This window comes from Arthrobacter sp. PTI12, assembly GCF_056679915.1.
In genome coordinates, this window is the sequence record NZ_CM155256.1 from 3242224 (window position 1) to 3263185 (window position 20962).

General features: G+C 63.3%; 19 protein-coding genes. 13 read left to right on the forward strand and 6 right to left on the reverse strand.

What is annotated here, in order from left to right; genetic code table 11:
- Positions 1–6: 6 nt before the first annotated feature.
- Together AC1MBU_RS15505 and AC1MBU_RS15510 are read right to left on the reverse strand one after the other, a co-directional pair.
- Positions 7–669, reverse strand: coding sequence for a YqjF family protein (locus AC1MBU_RS15505; RefSeq protein WP_479787897.1), 663 nt, complete (start codon positions 667–669; stop codon positions 7–9).
- Positions 670–727: 58 nt separating this feature from the next.
- Positions 728–2035: a cation:proton antiporter gene (locus AC1MBU_RS15510; protein WP_277357421.1), complete on the reverse strand. Its 1308-nt coding sequence runs from the start codon at positions 2033–2035 to the stop codon at positions 728–730.
- Between the two features lie 114 nt (positions 2036–2149).
- Between AC1MBU_RS15510 and AC1MBU_RS15515 the strand changes: the two genes are divergently transcribed.
- From AC1MBU_RS15515 to AC1MBU_RS15555, 9 genes are all read left to right on the forward strand, one after another.
- On the forward strand, positions 2150–3307 hold the full coding sequence (locus AC1MBU_RS15515) for a GGDEF domain-containing protein (protein WP_277357422.1): 1158 nt from the start codon (positions 2150–2152) through the stop codon (positions 3305–3307).
- A 4-nt stretch (positions 3308–3311) separates the two neighbouring features.
- On the forward strand, positions 3312–3803 hold the full coding sequence (ybaK, locus tag AC1MBU_RS15520) for a Cys-tRNA(Pro) deacylase (RefSeq protein ID WP_479787899.1): 492 nt from the start codon (positions 3312–3314) through the stop codon (positions 3801–3803).
- A gap of 82 nt (positions 3804–3885) precedes the next feature.
- On the forward strand, positions 3886–4788 hold the full coding sequence (locus AC1MBU_RS15525; RefSeq protein ID WP_479787900.1) for a diacylglycerol/lipid kinase family protein: 903 nt from the start codon (positions 3886–3888) through the stop codon (positions 4786–4788).
- Between the two features lie 263 nt (positions 4789–5051).
- Entirely contained in the window at positions 5052–6776 is a 1725-nt protein-coding gene (locus tag AC1MBU_RS15530; RefSeq protein WP_479787901.1) for a M23 family metallopeptidase, read from the forward strand.
- Between the two features lie 208 nt (positions 6777–6984).
- On the forward strand, positions 6985–8151 hold the full coding sequence (locus AC1MBU_RS15535; RefSeq protein WP_479787903.1) for a M14 family zinc carboxypeptidase: 1167 nt from the start codon (positions 6985–6987) through the stop codon (positions 8149–8151).
- 286 nt (positions 8152–8437) lie between these two features.
- Complete coding sequence (locus AC1MBU_RS15540) at positions 8438–9175, forward strand: GAF domain-containing protein (protein WP_479787904.1); 738 nt, start codon at positions 8438–8440, stop codon at positions 9173–9175.
- A gap of 83 nt (positions 9176–9258) precedes the next feature.
- Positions 9259–10032 (forward strand): GAF and ANTAR domain-containing protein, encoded by a 774-nt coding sequence (locus AC1MBU_RS15545; protein WP_479789811.1) that lies wholly within the window; start codon positions 9259–9261, stop codon positions 10030–10032.
- 42 nt (positions 10033–10074) lie between these two features.
- The gene (locus AC1MBU_RS15550; RefSeq protein ID WP_479787906.1) at positions 10075–10794 is read left to right on the forward strand and encodes a GAF and ANTAR domain-containing protein; all 720 of its coding nucleotides are present in this window, start codon (positions 10075–10077) and stop codon (positions 10792–10794) included.
- Positions 10795–10802: 8 nt separating this feature from the next.
- Positions 10803–11081: a hypothetical protein gene (locus tag AC1MBU_RS15555; protein WP_346027389.1), complete on the forward strand. Its 279-nt coding sequence runs from the start codon at positions 10803–10805 to the stop codon at positions 11079–11081.
- Between the two features lie 9 nt (positions 11082–11090).
- Here AC1MBU_RS15555 and AC1MBU_RS15560 read toward each other — a convergent pair whose 3' ends face one another.
- Both AC1MBU_RS15560 and AC1MBU_RS15565 read right to left on the reverse strand, forming a co-directional pair.
- On the reverse strand, positions 11091–12107 hold the full coding sequence (locus AC1MBU_RS15560; RefSeq protein WP_277357430.1) for a LacI family DNA-binding transcriptional regulator: 1017 nt from the start codon (positions 12105–12107) through the stop codon (positions 11091–11093).
- A gap of 38 nt (positions 12108–12145) precedes the next feature.
- Entirely contained in the window at positions 12146–13825 is a 1680-nt protein-coding gene (locus AC1MBU_RS15565) for a glycoside hydrolase family 13 protein (protein ID WP_479787907.1), read from the reverse strand.
- A 281-nt stretch (positions 13826–14106) separates the two neighbouring features.
- Here AC1MBU_RS15565 and AC1MBU_RS15570 point away from each other — a divergent pair, with 281 nt between their 5' ends.
- The 4 genes from AC1MBU_RS15570 (at position 14107) to AC1MBU_RS15585 (ending at position 19935) form a co-directional block, all read left to right on the forward strand.
- A complete protein-coding gene (locus AC1MBU_RS15570) occupies positions 14107–15402 on the forward strand; it encodes a sugar ABC transporter substrate-binding protein (RefSeq protein ID WP_277357432.1) in 1296 nt (431 codons plus the stop codon).
- Positions 15403–15538: 136 nt separating this feature from the next.
- Positions 15539–17134, forward strand: a complete 1596-nt coding sequence (locus AC1MBU_RS15575) for an ABC transporter permease subunit (protein WP_277357433.1) — start codon at positions 15539–15541, stop codon at positions 17132–17134.
- Positions 17134–18069 (forward strand): sugar ABC transporter permease, encoded by a 936-nt coding sequence (locus AC1MBU_RS15580; RefSeq protein WP_299166331.1) that lies wholly within the window; start codon positions 17134–17136, stop codon positions 18067–18069. Before AC1MBU_RS15575 ends, AC1MBU_RS15580 begins: the two co-directional genes overlap by 1 nt.
- A gap of 6 nt (positions 18070–18075) precedes the next feature.
- The gene (locus AC1MBU_RS15585) at positions 18076–19935 is read left to right on the forward strand and encodes a glycoside hydrolase family 13 protein (protein WP_479787908.1); all 1860 of its coding nucleotides are present in this window, start codon (positions 18076–18078) and stop codon (positions 19933–19935) included.
- Here the strand turns inward: AC1MBU_RS15585 and AC1MBU_RS15590 are convergent.
- The gene (locus AC1MBU_RS15590; RefSeq protein WP_479787910.1) at positions 19925–20251 is read right to left on the reverse strand and encodes a hypothetical protein; all 327 of its coding nucleotides are present in this window, start codon (positions 20249–20251) and stop codon (positions 19925–19927) included. The two genes, AC1MBU_RS15585 and AC1MBU_RS15590, sit on opposite strands and share 11 nt — an antisense overlap.
- 185 nt (positions 20252–20436) lie before the next feature.
- Positions 20437–20916 carry a hypothetical protein gene (locus AC1MBU_RS15595; RefSeq protein WP_479787912.1) on the reverse strand — a complete coding sequence of 160 codons (480 nt, stop codon included), beginning with the start codon at positions 20914–20916 and terminating at the stop codon, positions 20437–20439.
- Between the last annotated feature and the right edge of the window lie 46 nt (positions 20917–20962).

Below are 20962 nucleotides of genomic sequence, written 5' to 3' on the forward strand. Positions count from 1 at the left end.
CGGCGGTCACCCTTCAAGCCTGCGGGGCATCCCGAACTGGGTCTGCACGCCCGGCGAATAAAGCACCGATTCCGGAGGACCCTCCGCTGCCAGGCCTGCAGCCTGCACCAGGGAGTCATCCCAGTGCTGTAGTACCGCGCTCTGAAGCGGCCACGGCGTATGGGTGTTGGGGATGTAGAGGGTCCGGCCGGCGAACCGCGAGTGCAGGCCAAACCGCGCGGTCAGGTGGACGGACAGCGGATCGGCGGCAACGCTCCCGGTGGGCAGTACGGAGAAGGACGACGACGCGCCCCGGAGCCTGTCCACTGAGTAGCCGGTGCCGTCGGGGCCGTGCCAGGCACGGCAGCGGGACCAGACGTACGGGATACCTGCCGCCCGGGCGCCAAGCACCACGGCCAGCCGGGACGCGTCGAGGGTGAGGAAAACGACGCCGCGCACGCCGTTCCGGTCCCGCGAGTAGAGCCGTACATTCACTTCCGTGAACGTACCGAAATACGGCACCGGCACCCCGCGTCCAAAACCTGCTCCGCGCATGCGGAAGCCGATGAGCCCCACCCAGGAGTCGCCGTCGTGCTCGTCCGGATCTGTTCCCGCGGGCATGAAGCGGGCCGCCGCGGAGGATGTAATGCGCCAGTGGAGGAAGACGGCATGGCCCCAGAACTGGTCCATGACCGCGGGCGTAGGCAGTGGCGGGGGCTCCGGCCACCGCGGAGGAGGGGCGAAGAGATCAAACATGGGTTATCGGCATGTCTCCCCGGCCATCAACCTGGGCCTTTCGCCGGCGGAGGCGATCGAGCGCTGTCATGACGGGCGTTGCCGTGATTCCGTGCAGCACAACGGAAAGCGCCACGACAAGGCCGACGAAACCCCAGACTTCGTTCGCTTCGGCGTCGAAATCACCGTTGCTCAAGCCGTACCCGAGGTAGTAGAGGGAACCAATACCGCGGACTCCGAAGAACGCGAGCGCCACTTTCTCCCGCGTACCCGTCTGGCCGCCGAGGAGTCCAAGGAATCCTGCCAGAGGCCGGACAAGGATCAGGAACGCGAGCGCAAGAACGACGTCGGTCCAGCCGATGGTTTCGAGAAGCCCCCTCGCGATAGCCCCGCCGAGCAGCACCAGGATGACCACGGACAGCAGCCGTTCGAGCTGTTCCACGTAGCTGTGCAGCACCCGGTGGTACCCGTGGTTGCGCTCCGCCGAGCGGATGGTGATGGCGCAAACGAAGACGGCGATGAAGCCGTACCCCTCGAACGTTTCGGTCACGCCGTATGCCAGGAACGTCGCAGCGAGCGCAACGAACCCCTCGGAGTGGGTGGACAGCCGGAACGATTCCGCGCGGGAGGAAAAGAAGAGTCGGCCCAGGAGCTTGCCCGTTCCGTAACCGAGCAGCACACCGAACCCGATGCGCCACAGGACGTCGACGAGGAACCACTGCGGGAACCAGGCGCCGGGTGCGGCCCCGACGAGGCTGATGGTGATGGCGAGATAGACGAACGGGAAGGCCAGGCCGTCATTGAGTCCGGCCTCGCTGGTCAGCCCGAAGCGGACCTCATCCTCGCGGTCGAACCCTTCTTCGCCGTCTGCCGGTTCTCCGACCTGCACTTCCGAGGCCAGGACCGGGTCAGTCGGAGCCAGCGCGGCGGCCACCAGGATTGCACTGGCCAGCCCAAGTCCCAGGAACACGTAGCCAAGGACTGTGAAGACGAGGATGCAGATCGGCATGACGATTCCGAGGAGCCGCCAGGTGGTGGACCAGGACCGCCAGCCGGGAGGCCGGTCGAGGGCCAGGCCCGCACCCATCAGGGAGATGATGACGCACACCTCGGTGAAGTGCGTGGTGACCACCTCATACTTCACCGGATCGGGTGTAGGCAGGTACGGGATCAGCGCGAAGGCCAGGACCCCTGCGGAGAGAAAAACCATCGGCATGGAGATCGGGACACGGCGCAGCAGGCGCGGAAGCAACGCGGCAGCAAAGACGATGATGCCGAGCACCGTATAGATAATGCTGGGTCCCTCAAAAAGCTTGAGCACTCTGGCTCCTTCTCGCATGGATGTTGCCTAAAGATACTCGGGCAGAAGCTCTTCGTCGCGGGCAGCATCCCCGGATGGGATACTAGTGCCCATCTCGCTACCGCCGGGGGGCTCATGGAATTTCTCGACACGACCACGGTGCGTTTTGTCTTCGCTGTGGTTGCTGTGACGCTGCTGGGCCTCTTCTACTTCGTCACCTTTCAGCGCACGCGCTCGATCTACAGCGCCTGGTGGTGCGTTGCCCTCGCCCTGTTCCTCACCGGGTCCGCGGCCTACCTGCTGGATGGAACGGCTCACCAGGTCTGGGCCAACCCCACCGGGAACGCCCTGCTGGTGCTCGGCGTGGCCAGCGTCTGGGCCAGCGCCAGAACGCTGCGCGCCCGCCCTGCGCCCGTGTGGCAGCTTCTCGCCGGACCGGCGGTGACCCTGCTGGTCTCGGCACTGGACAGCCCGGCTACGAACGACTGGTCAGGCGGCCCTGTGTTCCTCGCCTTCATGTGCCTGTTGCTGGCCCTGGCTTCCGTGGAGCTCTGGGGTATCAAGCGCTCCTCCAGCAGGGTCACCAAGTCCCTGGCGCTCGCCGCCGGCCTTCTCGCCGCTTACTATCTGGGGCGATGGCTCGTTTTCCTGGCGGAAGGACCGGACGGACCCACTTTCACTACCTACTTCGATTCCGCGATCACCACCCTCATCACCCTGGTACTTCTGGTTGTGGTCTCCTTCAGCATGGCAGCGCTCAGTAACGAGCAGGTGACCCATGACCTTCACCTTCGCGCTACCCGGGACGGGCTTACCGGCCTGCTCAACCGTTCCGGATTTGCGGATCTGGCGTTGAACGAGCTGAACCGGATTCGCGCTAACGGGACTCCCGGCGCCCTGGTGCTGGCAGACCTCGACCACTTCAAGGCCGTCAATGACACTCACGGGCACGCCGCAGGAGATGGAGTCCTCCAGGCGTTCGCGGATATCTGTGTGGCCACGGTGCGCTCCACCGACCTGGTGGGCCGCCACGGCGGGGAGGAATTTGTCATCCTGCTGCCCGGTGCGGACTCGAACCGTGCCGAAGCGATCGTGAACCAGCTCAGCGCCCGCTTTGCACGTGCCACCTTCGCGGAGGGATTCGAGCCGCCGACCGTCAGTTACGGCATCGCTGCGATCAACTCGGAATCAACAGACCTTGCCGCAGTCCTCGCAACCGCGGATGCCGCCCTCTACGAGGCCAAGTCACTGGGCCGGAACCGGGCTGTCCAGGGCCCTACCGGACGGAAGTGACAGTGTGGGTTCACGCAAAACTTCCGCCGCCACTCCTGCCACCGCACTGCTGAACCGGCTGGGCATCCCGCACCGCACCCTGAGCTACGTGCATGACCCTTCGTCTGAACACTACGGAACCGAGGCCGCCGAGAAGCTGGCGGTTGACCCCGCACGCGTCTTCAAGACGCTCATGGTGGACACAGGCACCCAACTGGCCGTCGCCGTCGTTCCCGTCAACCGCCAACTGAACCTCAAAGCAATGGGCGCCGCGTGTGGAAGCAAGCGCGCCGCCATGGCGGACCGCGCTGCCGCTGAACGGCGGACAGGGTACGTGCTCGGCGGAATCTCACCACTGGGACAACGGCACCGCAGCCCGCTGGTGCTCGACGAATCCGCGCTTGCCTTCGAAACGATCCTCGTCTCGGGTGGCCGCCGCGGATTTGAGATCGAGCTCGCGCCCGCTGACCTCCTTCGTGCAACTGACTGTACGACGGCGGCCCTCGCCTCCGCTTGACCGCCCGTACTAGTGTGGGTTCAGTTGTCCCCATCCCCAGCAGACGAGAGCACCTGTGCATAGTCAGGGCATATTGGCGGTCGTGAACGCGTCCGCCGGAACCGCATACCGCCGCAGTGTCGACGCCGTTGCCTCCTTCCTTGCCTCCGCTTCCGCACGGCGGGGCACGTCCTTTGAACTTGCCCGCACCCAGGACCTGGACGAGTTGGATTCAGCCCTCGGAAGCCTGGACGGCAGGCAGCTGGTACTGCTGGGCGGCGACGGCTCGGTCCACGCCGCGATCCAGTGCCTGCACAAGACCGGCACACTGGCCTCCGCCGGGCCCATCGGCATCATCCCCGTGGGTACCGGAAACGACCTCGCACGGTCACTGGGAATTCCGCTCGATCCGCTGCAGGCTGCCGAGTGTGTGATGTCCGGGCCGGCACGCACCATGGAGCTGCTGGTCAGCGAAGACCGTGTTGCCGTCAATGCCGTCCACGTGGGGATCGGCGCGGATGCCGCGGCCAAGGGCGCTGACCTCAAGAAGAAGCTGAAAAAGGTGAAGGCCGGGAAGCTCGGGTACCCGCTGGGTGCCGTCGCTGCGGGGTTCAGCTCTCCCGGGCAGCACCTTAGCGTGAGGGTGGACGGTGAACTGTTGCATGACGGATCCAGGCCGCTGCTGATGGTGGCCCTCGGCCTGGGCGGCACCGTCGGCGGAGGCGCCCGTCTCATCCCGGACGCCAACCCGCATGACGGGCTTGTCGACGTCGTGCTCTGGGAGTCGGTGGGTTCCGCTGCACGGGTGGGGTACGCCCTCGGCCTCAAGAGCGGCGACCATGCGCGGCGCACTGATGTGCGGATCGGGCGCGGGGAGACTGTTGAAATCACCGCGGTTGACGGCAATGGATTCAGGGTAAGCAATGACGGTGAATTGTGGGGCCCGTTCCCGCACCGCCGGTGGGATGTCGTATGTGACGCCTGGCAGGTCATCGCCCCGCAGTAGCATGCGCCTTTCAGTAGCACCTGCTCCGCAGCAAACAGCACTGAACTCCGGGTATTGCCGCAGCGCTCACGAAGTTCACTCAAGGTTTCCACAAGAGTGGCGGAGCACTCTATCTCCATGGCAAACAGCCCAGTAGGCTGATTGTCAGCCACCAGCAATTTCGGGCCCCTCGCGGGCACCTGGCGAAGGCTGATTGTTCGGATTCCTCCCCGGGGTTCGGTCGTAACGGACCTTCATCAGGGGAAACATATGGGGAGTTACCAGTGAGTGAAGTCAGGCCGGCATCGGGCCACAGCGTTCTGAGGAGCCGTCGTCGTGCGGTTCGGTCTGGTGTGAGCGTTTGCCTTGCTCTGGCTGTCATCTACTCCTTTGGCTATCCCGGATCCACACCGTTGACCTCCGGTGCGGGTGCAACCGGCACCGTGCTCGCCCAGGGAGCAGGAAGTTTCTCTGACGCCATCGTTCCGGTGACCGGGTATGTGGGTGAGCAGCAGCTCGTGGGTCCAGGGACAGCGTTGCCTTTCGGCACCACGGATTCGCTGGTACCGGGGCGTGAGGTTCCCGGCGCGCAGGAGTCTTCACGGGCCACGGCTACCGCTGACAAGAGGTCATCGGTTGAGTCCCTCAGCTCCACGCCGCGCCCTGGCAAGGGCATGCTGATCTCTCCCTTGCAGTTCCTGACCCCGAGTTCGCCGTTCGGTCTTCGAACCAGCCCCATCACCGGGGAGCACAATGAATTTCACTCCGGCCAGGATTTCGCGGCACCCTGCGGAACCCGCGTCTTTTCAGCGGATGCCGGTGTTGTCCGTGCCGCCGGTTGGCATCCCTGGGGCGGCGGTAACCGCGTGGAGCTTGACCACGGCAACGGCCTCGTCACCACTTACAACCACCTGGAGGGGATCGGGGTGAAGGCCGGAGACCGCGTGGGAGCCGGGCAGGTCATCGCCACGGTAGGCACCACCGGTTGGTCCACCGGGTGCCACCTGCACTTCGAAACCATCCTCGACGGCGGTCACACTGATCCCGACGCCTGGAAGCTGATTCCGCTGGACGGCAGTGGCCCGGTTGAGATGCCGAGCCTGGTCAACTTCACCCCGGGGACCGGCAACGGGAACGACGACGACACCGCCTGGGTTGCCTACCTCGCTACCGCTGGGGCCATTGAGCCGGTTGCGCTTAAGTCACCCGCCCGTGTGGATGCGGAAGTGGCGGCTCAGGGTCCGCGAGCGAGCGGCAAGGCACTTTCCAGCACCAAGTCCTCGAGTAGCAAGTCCTCAGGCAGCACGTCTACGAGCAGCGCTTCTTCGGGCAGCACGTCTTCGGGCAGTAAGAAGGCTACACAGCCCTCGGATACGCCAAGTACGTCGTTTCCCGGAACGTCAACAGCGCCTTCCAAGCCGGGCACGCCGTCGGGGACGCCTTCCGGGACTCCGTCAGCCACCAAGCCGGGTACACAGCCGCCTTCGACGACGACTCCTCCGCCTACAGACCCTGGAACGCCGCCGGCCACCGACCCCGGCACGCTGCCCCGAACTCTCGATCCAACGCCGCCGAACACGCCCGTTCCGACGCCGCCCGTGGATCCTGTAACGCCGACGCCTCCACCTGTGGATCCGGTGACGCCTGATCCGACTCCACCCGCTGACCCAACTCCACCGGTGGATCCCACACCCCCCGTGGACCCAACGCCTGTCATCCCTGATCCGGCGCCCGCCGATCCGCCGCCGTCTACAGACCCCGGCACCCCACCTCCTGCTACTCCCCCGACAGTCTCGGTGACCGATCCACTGGAGGCTTGCGATCCCGCAATCGACCCGGAGTCCATCATCGTCGACCCGATCACCAAAGACCCGGTACTTGACCCGATGACGAAGGAGCCGATCACGGCTGCGGAACTGTGCGCTTCGGTCTCCGTTACACCAACGCCCGGAATCACCGGGACAGAGCCTGCACGGGAAGCCGATCCAGGTTTGACCATCGCGCCATAACGCAAGGTACCGGTCACCGCGCCGTGCCACCACGTACAGCGCAATATGAGCCCCTGAAACTTCTGGGGCTCATATTGTGTCAGGACCGTTCCGTCAAGATCCCAGGGCGATATTGGTCCCAATATTGGCCAAGTTCGCCAATCAGTTGCTTGCCCCAAGTAACGTCGTGATTTCCCCCCCTCTCTGAGACCCCCGGAGGTTCACGACCATGGGAAAGCCCTTCCCGTTTTATGCACGACTCGCACTCCTGGGCACCGCTGCCCTCGCTGCGCCCCTCCTTGTTGGCCCGCCCGCCGTTGCCGATGCCAACTTTCCGTCCACGGAAGGAAAGACCAGCACCGCCAGCATCCTCACCTATGACGACACCATCGCCGAGCTGACCAAACTCGAGAACAACAGCCGGTTCCCCGTAGACGTCTTCACTCTCGAAGAAGCCGGCACAGCCGTCAACAAGAGCGAGCAGGGCCGCGACCTCTACGTCGCTACTGTAGGCAACGGACCCGAGGACGTCTGGGTGCAGGGACGCATCCACGGCAACGAGCCTTACGGTGCCGAGTCCATCCTCACTCTCCTGAAGGACCTGGGCACCAACGGCTCCGCTGAGTACCAGCAGATCCGCGACGCCTTCACCATCCACTTCATCCCGATGTACAATCCGGACGGCAGCGAGCTGAACATCCGCCAGACCGTCCTGTATGACGATGCAACCGGCGAACCACTCCTGAACGACGCCGGTCAACAGCAGCGGATCGACCTCAACCGCGACTGGGTTGCTGACAAATTCCAGGCGGATGAATCGTTGGCGTTCTATGAGTACTGGACGCAGGTGTTGCCGGACTACGGCATCGACATTCATCATCAGGGGCTGAAGAAGCAGTATGGAACCGGTGACGATGTCACCCTCTCCCTCGGAATTTCGCTGGCGCCCGGCGGTCCCACGCTGCCCACGCTGCAAGGTGGGGCCTACGACGTGCTGACTCGGCAGATGCACGGGTTCGTTTTCCAGGAGCTGTCGAAGTACGGCTATATCACCATGGACCGCTATCAGGTAGGCGGGAACCTGGAAATCGACATCAAGGGCGGTGTTGTTTCCGCGATGATGCTCGGGCTCGACTACCAGGGCATGAATCCCACCGGGCACTCCAATCCTGTGGTGTTCTTTGAAACTTCGGGCAATACCAGCGACGGCAGCCTCGGCCAGAAGGCCCGCGGCAAGAGCATTCAGCAGAACGTTCTTGCGATGAGAACCCTGCTGTCCGGTCTGGCTACCGGTGAGGTCCAGCAGGTTGATCCGGACGTCTGGGAAGAGATCCCGCATGCACCGGTTGCGGGTTACAGCACTGACTACGCAGGCACCATCCGCGCGTCTTTCTGATCAACGCGCAGTTCATTCTTTGCATCCCATGGGGCGGTGTCCGCGCACGGCGGGCGCCGCCCTTTGCAGTTGGTACCGCCCCTCGCAGTTGGCCCCGGGCCGCAGTTGGTTCTGCGGCCGGCAGTTAGTACCGACCAAACGGACGCCGCGTTGCTGAGGGAGCGTAGTCTCGATAGTAGGAAGCCTTCCGCTATGGCGGTCCGGCGTCCTACGGGCAGGGTGCGCATCGAGTAGCCTGCCGCCAGTCGGGGTAGTTGCTCTGGCGTTCGTACAGAATTGAGGCCGCATGGCCCCCGACCGCGACATCTCTGACAGTGAAAAGCTGCAGGCTCTGCTTCTTGAGAGCCCGGGATTCACAGAATTCCTGCTCGGTCTGAGCACCATTTCCGCTTCGCTGTTCAACCAGGACGTCCCAATGCACTGCGCCATCACGGTGGAGCGCACCGGCGGGCCTACCACCGTTGCCAGCAGCAGCGCCCTCGCCCAGCGCCTGGACGAGCAGCAGTATTCGTTCGACGACGGCCCCTGCCTCACCGCGCTGCGCACGGGTCATACAGTCCTGATCCCTCAACTCACGGACGATCCACGCTGGCAGCGATACGCAGATGCAATTTCAGGCGAACACATTCAATCGATCCTTGCCGTCCCGATCCTCATGGATCATGCCTCGGCCGGCGCGCTCAACTGCTACTCCAGGGACATTGCTGCATTTGACGCCGCGATGGTTGAGTCCGTGGAAGAGCACGCCGCTTCGTTATCCACCATTCTTCAGCTGGCTCTGCGCGTCCACGAACCGGAACACTATCCTGACGACCTGTATGACGTACTGAGATCCCGCGCGGTGGTCGATGCAGCCGTGGCGCTCGTCATGGCTCAAAACCGCTGCAGTCGCGAAGCAGCAATGCTGATGCTGCACGTTGCTGCGCGGCACCACAACACGCGGGTACAGGGCATCGCTGGTGAGCTTCTGGGGAAAGCCAGGGCGACGTCGCTGATCAGCCGCACCGCGAATCAGCCAGGCTGACTCGTACGGCACAGGCAGGAAGGCGCAAGGTTTCAAGAATGAGCCGAGCACGGGAAGATGATTCGAGGTTCCGATCAGAAAGGATGCCGGACGTGGAAGTACAGGGTCGCGCCTTTCTCCAACCGGTCGGTACAGAGAGTGCCGAACTGGTGATGCAGCTGCAGGATCTGCTCGCGGACAATGCTGATGTCCAGGAATTCCTAACGGAGCTGAGTCGGATGGCCTCCGAGCAGCTTTCCCTGCCGGACAATCCCATCTCCTGTGGAGTGACGGTTCTTCGCCGGAAGAAACCGCTGACGGTAGCCAGCAGCGACGAGCGTTCCAGAACACTCGATGAAGTGCAGAACAGCTACGGCGACGGTCCGTGCCTGACCGCGCTCCGCGATGGCGCCATCATCAGCGTTGCGGAGGTGGAGAACGAAACCCGCTGGCCAGACTATATGCGTGCCGCGGAATCCTGTGATGTGCAGTCCATTCTCTCAGTGCCCATGGACGTCAGAAACTCCGGCAAGGCAGTCCTCAACCTCTACTCACCGCGCGTCCGCGGATTCTCGGAGGACAGCATCCTTGCTGCGCAGGACGTTGCAGAAGAGGCAGCCAGGGCGCTTCACCTTGCATTGAAGATTGCGCAGCTCAATGAGCTCAAGGACAATCTCAGTGCGGCGCTGGAATCCCGGACGACTATTGCTACAGCAGTTGGCATCATCATGGCCGAGAACCGTTGTTCCCGAGAAACGGCGTTCCAGATCCTCGTTGATGCCAGCAGCCACCGCAACACCAAAATGCAGACGCTGGCCGAAGGGATCATCGGTCGGGTAGCAGGTGATCATGACAAAGCTCCGGATTTCGACGAGTAAGCCCTCCGAACTGCACCCTGCCCGTCAAGCCGAAGGCACACCATGATCAAGAAACCGCCACTGGATGAGCTGTCCGCCGCCGTCGGCCGCATTCTGGGGGTGCTGCTGACGCAAGAGAAAGTGGACGACGCCGTCCACCACCTGGCCCAGGCGGTGAAAGAGTCGATTCCCAGCGCCGTGGGGGCGGGAGTCAGCATCCTCGATTCCAGCGGGCAGAGGACCAGCACGGGTTTCACCGACCCCGTCGTGCAGCAAGCAGACCGTTTCCAGTATGAGCTGGGGCAGGGACCCTGCCTCACGGCCTGGGCCTCTGAGGAGCAGGTGCTTGTCAACGATGTCGCTCTTGATCGCCGGTGGCCCGAGTGGAGCGCGGCGGTCCGGGAGCTCCCCATTCGCTCGGTGGCGAGCGTGCCGCTCATGGTGGAAGGGCACGCCATCGGCGCATTGAAAGCGTACGCAGGAGAACCCGGTGTCTTCACCATCGAGACAACCTCCCTGATGCATATTCTGGTCAGCCCGGCGGCAACGCTCCTGTCCCATATCCAGAGCAGGGAAACCGTTGAGCGCATGAGCGAAGGCCTGCAGACGGCGCTCCATAGCAGGGACCTGATCAACCAGGCCTGCGGAATACTCCTTGAACGGAAAGGCCTCACCTCTGAGCAGGCATTGATGGAGCTGATGAAGACCGCTAGGCAGGAGCGAACCTCCCTTCGCGGCGTCAGCGCTGAACTGGTGGCCGGAACCACGGCCCGCAACACCTGAGGTTCATCGTGGGCTTTGAAAGCTACGAACCTGAACAGCGCCAGGGTCTCAGCGAGGTCCTGGCGCGAGCGGACATCACCACGGGCGAGCTGTGGCTTCGCTATTTCAGCATCGGCGGTTCCGCCGGAGAGTATGAGGTGGACGCCTACCTGCAGAGCCTGATCTCGTTGCCGAAACTGGAACGCGACCTCCTGGCCATGGCTGCGAACGAATTGTGCGCCGACGGATCCGGTCCGCGCGCTCCCTACTCGGACGAACTGCCGCCGGCGGACGCCCCGCAGGACTGAGAGCGCACGCTACTCTGCCGGCGCTGCGGTACTGGAACGCACAATCATCTCGGTGTGGGCCGTGTGGTTGGAGCGTTCTCCCGACTCGGCGGGGCCGGCGAAGAGCTGAAGCATTCGTTGCACGGCACGGCTTCCCTGCAACGCCGGGTACTGCGCGATGGTGGTCAACCCGAAAACCTCGCCGAGGTCATGTCCGTCAATGCCAATCACCGAGAGGGCATCCGGAACCCTGATTCCCAGTTCCCGTGCGGCAACAATGGCGCCGATCGCCATCTCATCCGAGGCGCAGAAGACTGCGGTGGGACGGTTCCGGGGATACCCGAGCACCTGTTTGGCGCTGGCATATCCACCGGGAATCGTGAAGTCCGCATAGGCAAGCCATGAGGGAAGAATTTCCAGACCGGCAGCTTCCATGGCTACCTCGTAGCCGCGGCGGCGGCCTTCCGAGATATTGAAGTCCCTGGCAGCGTCCTCAGGCCCGCCGATGTAGGCGATCCCGCGGTGTCCCAGACTGATCAGGTGTTCGGTGGCCAACTGGGCAATGGCGAACTCGTTGACGCTGATGGTGTCAGCGCCGGGAAGGGGACCACCGATACCGACAATCGGCTTGCCCACCGCCAGCAGCTGTCCGAGTTCAGTTTCGGACAGCTGCAGGGAAACGGAGATGACGCCGTCGCAGCGTTGGCGCAGCAGGAACTCGGAGAAGACGCGGTCCCGGTGGCCCGCGCCGTCGCTCACGTTATACAGCGTCAGATCATAGCCAGCGTCCAGAAGTGACGCCGCAACGCTGTCCACAATCTGGGAAAAATACCAGCGATTGACTGATGGAACAACGACGCCGACATTGCGGTTCCTGCCCGAGGCAAGTGATGATGCCGAGAAGGACGGCACGAAGTCCAGCTGCTTTGCAGCCTCAAGAACCTTCAACCGTGCCCGCTCGGACACCTGGCCGTTGCCGCTGAGGGCACGGGATACCGTGGCAGTTGAGACGCCGGCGAGCGCTGCAACATCCTTGATGCCAACCACGGTGCCCTCCCTCAGAGCAAAGGACGGGCGCGGTCCTCTTAGTTGATTTTTATCCATACGCACCGGTTCGGCGCCAGGACGCCCTCTGCACCGGCATCCGCGTGACTCCCTGCGATGACTGTGCCCGATGGTACATAGGCATCAGATTCTCCCATGTTCATGATCACCATGACGTCATTGTTGAGAAACGCGATGATGTCCGTGTCCATGTAATCCGCAGCCCAACTCAGCGAGCCGGCACCGAGACGGAGCTGTTTGCGAAGTGCGAGCGCCGAACGGTACAGGTTGAGGGTGGAATCTGGATCGGACTGCTGGACGTCGCGCGCCAGGGTGTACCAGTCTTCCGGCTGGGGCAGCCATCCGCCGCTGGTGGAGCCGAACCCGTAGTGCGGCTCGTCAGCCCGCCATGGCAGCGGAACCCGGCACCCGTCCCGGCCTACGCGTTCTCCGCCCGTGCGGATGAACGTCGGATCCTGGCGCTGCTCGTCCGGAATCTCCAGGTGGTCCGGTAGCCCGAGTTCCTCACCCTGGTAGAGGTAGACGCCACCGGGGAGTGCCAGCATGGCCAACGACGCCGCCCGTGCACGGTCGAGCCCGACCTCCGGATTGTTTTCGCCTAACCGCGTAGCGTGCCGGGTGACATCGTGGTTGCTCAGGACCCAGGTGGTCGGCGCATCCACGCTGTCGAACGCCTGCAATGAGTCAGTGATGATCCCGCGAAGTTCAGCGGCATTCCAGGGGTGGTTCAGGTAGGCGAAGTTGAAGGCCTGGTGCATCTGGTCGTGGCGGACCCAGTTGACCAGACGGGACAGCGGATCGATGCTGGCTTCCGCACACAGGATGCGGTCGCCGTCGTACTCGGCAAGAACTGACCGCCACCGGCGGTAGATGTCATGGATTTCTTTCTGGCCGAACATCGGCGCAGCGTGGCCCGGGTAGCCGTCGGTGGAGCAGCCATCGGGGCGGCCGTGCCAATCCGGGAGCCCCTCGGCCTTGACCAGGGCGTGCGCAACGTCAACGCGGAAACCGGTGACGTTGCGGTCCAGCCAGAACCGCAGGATGCGCTCGAACTCGGCGTGGACGGCAGGGTTGTCCCAGTTGAAGTCCGGCTGCGAGGAATCGAAGAGGTGCAGGTACCACTGGCCGGGCGTGCCGTCGTCGTTCAGTGTGCGCGTCCAGGCGGACCCGCCGAAGTGGGACTGCCAGTTGTTCGGCGGGTTTGAGCCGTCCGGTCCGGTGCCGTCGCGGAAAATGAACATGGCCCGTTCGTCCGAGCCCGGCCCGGCGGTGAGGGCAGCCTTGAAGAGCGGGTGCTCGCTGGAGCAGTGGTTGGGAACGAGGTCGACGATCACCTTGATGCCCAGCTCGGATGCGCGGGCAGTCAGCCCGTCGAAGTCGTCGAGCGTGCCGAACATCGGGTCGACGTCGCAGTAGTCGGCGACGTCGTAGCCGCCGTCGCGCTGCGGGGAGGTGTAGAACGGCGAAATCCAGATCGCGTCAATGCTGAGGTCGGCCAGCTGGTGCAGCTCGGCGGTGATCCCCGCGAGGTCCCCCTGGCCGTCGCCGTTCAGGTCCCGGAAAGACCGCGGGTACACCTGGTAGATCACGGACGAGCGCCACCAGGCGTCGTCCTTGTGGGCGGTGTGAAGGGGTTCGTGGAAAGTGGGCGCTACAGCCTGCGCGGACACAGCAGGGGCCAGGGAAACAGCGTTGGGCATGGGGAACATGCTAACCCCGGTTGCCGAAAAAATGGAAGCGTTTACATGAATGAGAAGTTGCCCCCACTCTTGCGAATGCCGGTTTTCCGCAGAAACTGGGCGATCCCAGCCGTGTTGTTGTGCAGACTGGCCGTAAGCGCTTACGATGTGTTGTGCCTCACTGGTTCCGTTTCGGATCCGACGTGTTCGGCGCAACCAAACAGGTCTTCCATTTACAACCGCGCCATGCAGCGCAAACCCTCAGTATCGGCTGCCTCGCGGCGCCACAGAAAGGTTCACCAATGAAGGTGCAAACAACCAGACTCCTGAATCGCCGGACGCTGGCCACCGCGGCTTTGTCCGTCGCGATGCTGGCCGTCACTGCCTGCGGTGGCGGATCCACCGACACCGCCGCGGGAGAATCCGCTGCGCCAACCGACCTCGCTGAAGGCGGATCGACCACCCTGACCATGTGGGTGGACGCGGAGCGCGCTCCGGCACTTGAGCAGATCGCCGCCGACTTCAAGGAAGATACCGGCATCTCGATCGACCTTGCGGTGAAGGACTTCGCAGCGGTACGCGATGACTTCATCACCCAGGTGCCTACCGGCAACGGACCAGACCTGATCGTCGGCCCGCATGACTGGATCGGTACCTTTGTGGAGAACGGCGTTGTTGCTCCCATCGAACTGGGAGACAAGGCTGGAGAGTTCCAGGAGTCCGCACTCCAGGCCATGTCTTACGAGGGCAGCCTGTACGGCGTGCCGTACGCAGTCGAGAACATCGCGCTGCTGCGCAACACCGATATGGTCTCCGAGGCTTCCGAGACCTTCGATCAGGTCATCGAGAAGGGCCAGGCAGCGGTTGACGCCGGCGAAGCCGAGTTCCCGTTCCTGGTTGGCCTCGATCCCAAGCAGGCGGATCCGTACCACATGTACCCGTTCCAGACCTCGATGGGCGTTCCTGTCTTCGCTCAGAACGAGGACGGCAGCTACGATCCCTCGAAGCTGATGCTCGGTGAGCCCAACGGCGTTGAGTTCGCAAAGAAGCTTGTTGAGTGGGGCGACACCGGTTCCGGCGTCCTGAACTCCAACATCACCGGAGACATCGCCAAGGAGAAGTTCCTCGCCGGCGAGTCCCCCTACTACCTGACCGGCCCGTGGAACGTTCCTGCTGCACAGGAGGCCGGCATCAACCTGGCCATCGATCCGCTGCCCACCGTGGGTGATGAGCCCGCCCAGCCGTTCATCGGCGTCAACGGCTTCTTCATCTCCTCGCAGAGCTCCAACGCTCTCGCAGCCAACGAGTTTGCAGTGAACTACCTGACCACCGAAGAGGCGCAGGACGCGATGTTCAGCGTCGGCGGCCGTCCCCCGGCACTGACCGCGTCCTTCGACAAGGCAGCGTCAGATCCCGTAGTTGCCGCATTCGGTGAAATCGGCGCCAACGGCGTTCCGATGCCCGCCGTACCCGAGATGCAGGCAGTCTGGGCCGACTGGGGCGCAACCGAACTCGCTCTCATCAAGGGCGCCGTCAAGCCGGAAGAGGCCTGGCCGGCAATGGTGAAGAACATCGAGCAGAAGATCGCTGCCGGATAGCTACACCCTTTGAAAGCCGTTGTGGGCCGGACAGACCCCGGCCCACAGCGGCTTCGCTTTACCTGCATACCTGCCTCATTGCCTTCCACCTGCCCGGCCCGCTTCGCCGAAGTGCCCTCAACGAAAGCTCCGCCGCATGCCCACCACCACTGCCTCCCCCGCCGAGTCCACGAAGCGGTCCCGGACCCTTCGCCCTTCAGATTCCGTTGCCGGTCTCCTCGCAAAGATCATTCTGCTGGGACTCGTTGACGCCTTTGCCGTCTATGTCCTGATTGTCCTGTTTCTGCAGGAAAAGTGGATAGTGCTGGTGCTGGCCGCTGCGGTCACACTACTCATCAACTGGATCTACCTCCGGCGCGGCGGGCTGCCCGCCAAGTACCTGGCCCCGGGAATTTTCTTCCTCCTGCTCTTCCAGGTGTTCGTCATGATCTTCAGCGGCTACGTTGCGTTCACCAACTACGGTGACGGCCACAACAGCACCAAGGAAGACGCCATCTCGTCCATCCAGCTGGCGGCGCAGCAGCGGGTACCGGACTCCCCCGCCTACCGGGTCACCATCGTTGAGCAGGGCGGCGACTTCCACTTCCTCACCACCGATCCCGACGGCGACATCAGCATCGGCAGCACGGAAGAACCGCTCGAAGAAGTTTCCAACGCCGTCACCGACGGCACCGGCAAGGCGACCGAACTCGAGGACTACCGCACCCTGCAGTTCGACGAGATCCTCGCGAACCAGTCCGAGATCCTTGCGCTGACCGTCCCGTTCTCTGAAGATCCCGACGACGGAACCCTGCGCACCAGCGACGGCTCCACTGCGTACGTGTTCAGCCCAACCCTTGTCTACGACGACGCGTCCGACACCTTCACCGACACTGAAACCGGAACGGTCTACTCAGACTCCGGCGAGGGAACCTTTGTCTCTGCGGACGGTCAGCAACTCAACACCGGCTGGAAGATCGACGTCGGCTTTGCGAACTTCGTCAAGGCATTCTCCAATGAGGACATCCGCGGACCCCTCCTGCAGGTGACCCTCTGGACGTTCACCTTTGCGCTGATCTCGGTGCTGTCCACGTTTGCGCTCGGCCTGTTCCTGGCTAACGCTTTCAACCACCCGAACCTTCGCGGCAAGAAGATCTACCGCATCCTGATGATCCTGCCCTACGCGTTTCCCGCCTTCCTTGCCGGCCTCGTCTGGTCCGGTCTGCTCAATCCGGAATTCGGCTACGTCAACAACACGTTCTTCGGCGGCGCGAACATCCCGTGGCTCACGGATCCATTGCTCGCGAAGTTCAGCGTGCTGCTGGTGAACCTGTGGCTCGGATTCCCCTACATGTTCCTGGTGTGCACCGGTGCGCTGCAGTCGCTGCCCGAGGACGTCAACGAAGCCGCACGGCTCGACGGCGCCAGCCCGTGGAAGCTCTTCACCTCCATCAAGCTCCCGCTCCTGCTGGTCTCGGTTGCTCCGCTGCTCATTGCGAGCTTCGCGTTCAACTTCAACAACTTCAACGTGATCTACATGCTTACCGACGGCGGCCCGCGGCTGTCGGACACCACGGTCAACGTGGGCGCAACGGACATCCTGATCACCATGGTGTACGAGGTTGCGTTCGGCAGCGGCGTGGGGCGTGACTACGGCCTCGCAAGCGCGCTGTCCATCATCATCTTCTTCATCGTTGCCGTGATCTCCGTGATCAGCTTCCGGCAGACAAAGTCTCTCGAGGAGATCAACTAATGGCTACCGAAACCCCCACACCGCTCCTCGCTACGCCCAGTCACGGCACGACGACGCCGCCGCCGGAACGCCGCAAACAATCCTTCGGTGCGTGGTTCCGTGACAAGGGGTGGCGGCACGTGGTCGCGGTCATCACCACGGCGTTTGCGATCTTCCCGCTGCTGTACGTTCTGTCTGCTGCCCTGAACTCCACTGGCACCATGGCCGGTTCCAACGTGCTCTTCAGCCGGATTGACTTCGGCAACTTCGAGGAACTGTTCAGCAATCCCAACCGCCCGTTCGGCAAGTGGTTTATGAACACGCTGGTGATCGGCGTTGTCACCTCGGCGGCAACGGTCTTCCTCGGGGCTTTGGCCGCCTATGCATTCAGCCGCATGCGGTTCAAGGGCCGCCGGGTCAGCCTGCTGTCCCTGCTGGTACTGCAGATGTTTCCGCAGCTGCTTGCCGTCGTCGCAATTTTCCTGCTGCTGAACTTCATCACCGATGTGGTGCCGTGGCTGGGACTGGGCAGCCAGCTAGGGCTGATCATGGTGTACCTCGGCGGCGCGCTCGGTGTGAATACCTACCTGATGTACGGGTTCTTCAACACCATTCCGGCGTCCCTGGACGAGGCGGCGCGGATCGATGGCGCCAGCCACGTTCAGGTATTTTTCACGATCATCCTGCCGCTGGTGACGCCGATCCTGGCCGTCGTCGGGCTGTTGGCGTTTATCGGTCTTAGCAGTGAGTTTGTGATTGCCAGCGTGGTGCTCAATGACCCGGACAGCCAGACCCTCGCCGTTGGCCTGTACTCCTACGTGGGTCAGCAACGGTCCGAGAACTGGGGAGTGTTCGCCGCCGGTGCTGTGCTGGCTGCCCTGCCGGTCATGGCGCTGTTCCTTTACCTGCAGAAGTACATCGTGAACGGGCTCGCGGCCGGATCGGTCAAGGGCTAAGGAACGATGTTCCAGGTTCCGCATCACGACGGATCGGCACTGTATGTGCCGTCCTCCCCCGATCTCGGTGCTGCGTTGCCGGTCCGTCTTCGGGTGCCGCATGCGTTCGGTTCGGTCGAGCGGGTGTTTGTCCGGTCGCTGCGTGATGCGGAGCCACACTATGACGAGGCGGTCCTTCTCGGCACGGACGGTGCGTGGGACTGGTGGGAGGCCTCAGTTCTGCTGGTGAATCCTGTGACGCGGTACCGGTTTCTGCTGGAGGTTGGCGCTTCCGAGGGCTCATCCTGGCACTGGCTGAACGCCGAGGGGTTCTTCACCCGGGATACGCCTGATGTGCACGACTTCCGGATGGTGACCCATGAGCCTGCACCTTCATGGGCGCGGAGCGGCGTGATCTACCAGATCTTCCCGGACCGGTTCGGGCGTTCTACGTCGGCGGCATCCGAAGCCCCGGATTGGGCGGTTCCCTGCGATTGGGATGCTCCGGTTCAGCCAACCGGCCCCGATACGCCGTACCAGTTCTATGGCGGCGACCTCGACGGGATTACGGAGCGGCTCGATCACATCGCCTCGCTCGGCGCCACGGTGGTGTACCTGACGCCGTTCTTTCCGGCGCGTTCCAACCACCGGTACGACGCATCGACGTTCGCCATGGTGGATCCGTTGCTCGGCGGCGATGAGGCGCTGATCCGGCTCGTTTCGGCGGCTCATGAGCGGGGCTTGAAGGTGATCGGTGACCTCACCACCAACCACACGGGAGCTGCGCACGAGTGGTTCCGGACGGCGTCGTCCGATCCTGCCTCCGAGGAGGCCGGTTTCTACTACTTTTCCGAGGACGGTTCCGAGTATGCGTCGTGGTTTGGTGTGCCGAGCCTGCCCAAGCTGAACTGGCTCTCCCCGGCGCTACGGGACCGATTCGTGAGCGGGCCGGGGTCCGTCGTCGCGCGGTTCCTGGAGGCTCCGTTCAAGCTGGACGGGTGGCGGATCGATGTGGCGAATATGACCGGCCGCCATGGGGACGTGGACCTGAACCATTCGGTGGCTTCTGCCGTACGCTCGACGATGCGGTCTGTTAATCCTGACACGCTGCTGCTTGCGGAATCGACCAATGATGCAGCGCAAGATTTCGACGGCGACACCTGGCACGGGGCCATGACTTACTCGAACTTCACGCGTCCGCTGTGGCAATGGCTTGCTGGGTCCTCGGACGTCAACTTCTTCGGGACTCCCCTGCCCGGTCCCAACCGTATTCCGGCCGAGCAGTTCGTGGAGCTGCATGCAGTGTTTGCGGCGGCATTTCCGTGGCAGGTCCGGACGCAGAACATGATCGCGCTGAACACGCATGACACTGCCCGTGCTTCGACCGTCATGGTTCCTGGTGGACAGCTGATCGGGCTGGGCATTCTGTTCTCGATGCCCGGGATTCCGACGCTCTTTGCCGGTGACGAGTTCGGTCTTGAAGGCGTCAACGGTGAGGATTCCCGGACGCCGATGCCGTGGGACTCGCTCTCGACGGAACAACGGAACCTGTGCGACGCCGTTGCCCACCTTGGCAGGTTGCGTCGGGATGTCCCTGCCTTGGCTTTCGGAGGACTGCGGTGGTTGTATGCGCAGGGCGATGTGCTGGTTTACCTCCGTGAGCACGTGTCCGGTTCGGTGTTGGTTGTGGCTTCACGGTCTGGGTTTGACGAGGTTCAGCTTCCGTTGGACCTGATTGGTGTCCCTTTGGACGGTCAGCCTACAGAACTGTGGAGTACGGGCAGTATCTCGGCGGAGTGGGCTGCCGATTCGGTAGGTTTCAGCGGCGACGGGCTCGGGATTGGGCTGTGGCAGTTGCCGGGGGTTGGGTATGGTTTCAGCCCGTGATTCCCAGTACTGCGAGCGCCACCGCTATGGCAGCGAGCACAGCAACAACTACCACCACTCGCCGCGAACCGCGCAGTACTGTGAAGCACACCGCCGCTGGGAGAGCGATGCCGGCGACTGCACCTCCAATCAGCACAGCTGAGTAGGCCGGACGCATTCCGGTATCCCGGGGAGAGCCCAGCCCTGATGATTCAACGTAGAGGGCGAGAACACAGCCAAGTGTGGCCAGTGCACCGGCGACAGCGAACGCGATACAGGCCCCCGCGACCAGCGGGGACGATCGCTGCTGACCAGGGCTACTTCGGGTAGACCTCATTTCACCCTGCTCGATTTCCCGCCAGATAGGCGACGCGATGATTCTGGATGCCTGTGAGGGGGGTGCCAGCTCTCGAAGAGTATGCGTCGCGTCCGGCAAAGACAAGGGTCGAGCTGATTTTGCCTGTGGTCGACATTCCGATGTCGGATCCCCCCGGGGGCCAAGCGGTTGACCCGGCGAAGCGCTCAGCCGGTGATCGTGAGCGGTTCAATCCGGGCTGCGCAGGACACCCGTTGGAGTGACACGTCAGCCTCGGACACACGATTATTCCGGCCGGTGTCATCACACCAGTCAACGTTATGCGGGTAAGCCTCAACCGCGGCTTTCCCTGTCGCGGCCTCTTCCGGGACCTCGAACGAATAGCTGAAGCCGCCGGCGTCGTTCATGGGCGCGGTTGTGTCGATGACCCTGTTGCCAAGCGAGTCTGTGACGATTACCTGAATTTCGGCGCTCCCTCCGTAGCGGGGATCGCACTCAGCATCCTGCGCGTGGACCGTCACCGTTTCGCCGATTTCGACGGTTGACGGGCTCACCGAATGTGTGGGCGGCATGCAGGGCGGAGCGCCGGGGCCGAAAGTGCTGCACCCAGTCAGGGCGATACCCGCGCCGATCAAGCCGGCCGCGAGCATCGCCGCTGACCGCCGGGTCAGTGTGTGGTGAGACATTCGGAGTCGCATCCCCATCTGACCATTATGGCGCCGATCCGCCCTA

Excerpts from the sequence above, each read along its gene's own strand:
- AC1MBU_RS15505 (WP_479787897.1), bottom strand. The coding sequence starts at position 669 with ATGGACCAGTTCTGGGGCCATGCCGTCTTCCTCCACTGGCGCATTACA.
- AC1MBU_RS15515 (WP_277357422.1), top strand. The coding sequence starts at position 2,150 with ATGGAATTTCTCGACACGACCACGGTGCGTTTTGTCTTCGCTGTGGTT.
- AC1MBU_RS15535 (WP_479787903.1), top strand. The coding sequence starts at position 6,985 with ATGGGAAAGCCCTTCCCGTTTTATGCACGACTCGCACTCCTGGGCACC.
- AC1MBU_RS15540 (WP_479787904.1), top strand. The coding sequence starts at position 8,438 with ATGGCCCCCGACCGCGACATCTCTGACAGTGAAAAGCTGCAGGCTCTG.
- AC1MBU_RS15545 (WP_479789811.1), top strand. The coding sequence starts at position 9,259 with ATGCCGGACGTGGAAGTACAGGGTCGCGCCTTTCTCCAACCGGTCGGT.
- AC1MBU_RS15550 (WP_479787906.1), top strand. The coding sequence starts at position 10,075 with ATGATCAAGAAACCGCCACTGGATGAGCTGTCCGCCGCCGTCGGCCGC.
- AC1MBU_RS15565 (WP_479787907.1), bottom strand. The coding sequence starts at position 13,825 with ATGCCCAACGCTGTTTCCCTGGCCCCTGCTGTGTCCGCGCAGGCTGTA.
- AC1MBU_RS15570 (WP_277357432.1), top strand. The coding sequence starts at position 14,107 with ATGAAGGTGCAAACAACCAGACTCCTGAATCGCCGGACGCTGGCCACC.
- AC1MBU_RS15575 (WP_277357433.1), top strand. The coding sequence starts at position 15,539 with ATGCCCACCACCACTGCCTCCCCCGCCGAGTCCACGAAGCGGTCCCGG.
- AC1MBU_RS15580 (WP_299166331.1), top strand. The coding sequence starts at position 17,134 with ATGGCTACCGAAACCCCCACACCGCTCCTCGCTACGCCCAGTCACGGC.
- AC1MBU_RS15585 (WP_479787908.1), top strand. The coding sequence starts at position 18,076 with ATGTTCCAGGTTCCGCATCACGACGGATCGGCACTGTATGTGCCGTCC.
- AC1MBU_RS15590 (WP_479787910.1), bottom strand. The coding sequence starts at position 20,251 with ATGAGGTCTACCCGAAGTAGCCCTGGTCAGCAGCGATCGTCCCCGCTG.
- AC1MBU_RS15595 (WP_479787912.1), bottom strand. The coding sequence starts at position 20,916 with ATGTCTCACCACACACTGACCCGGCGGTCAGCGGCGATGCTCGCGGCC.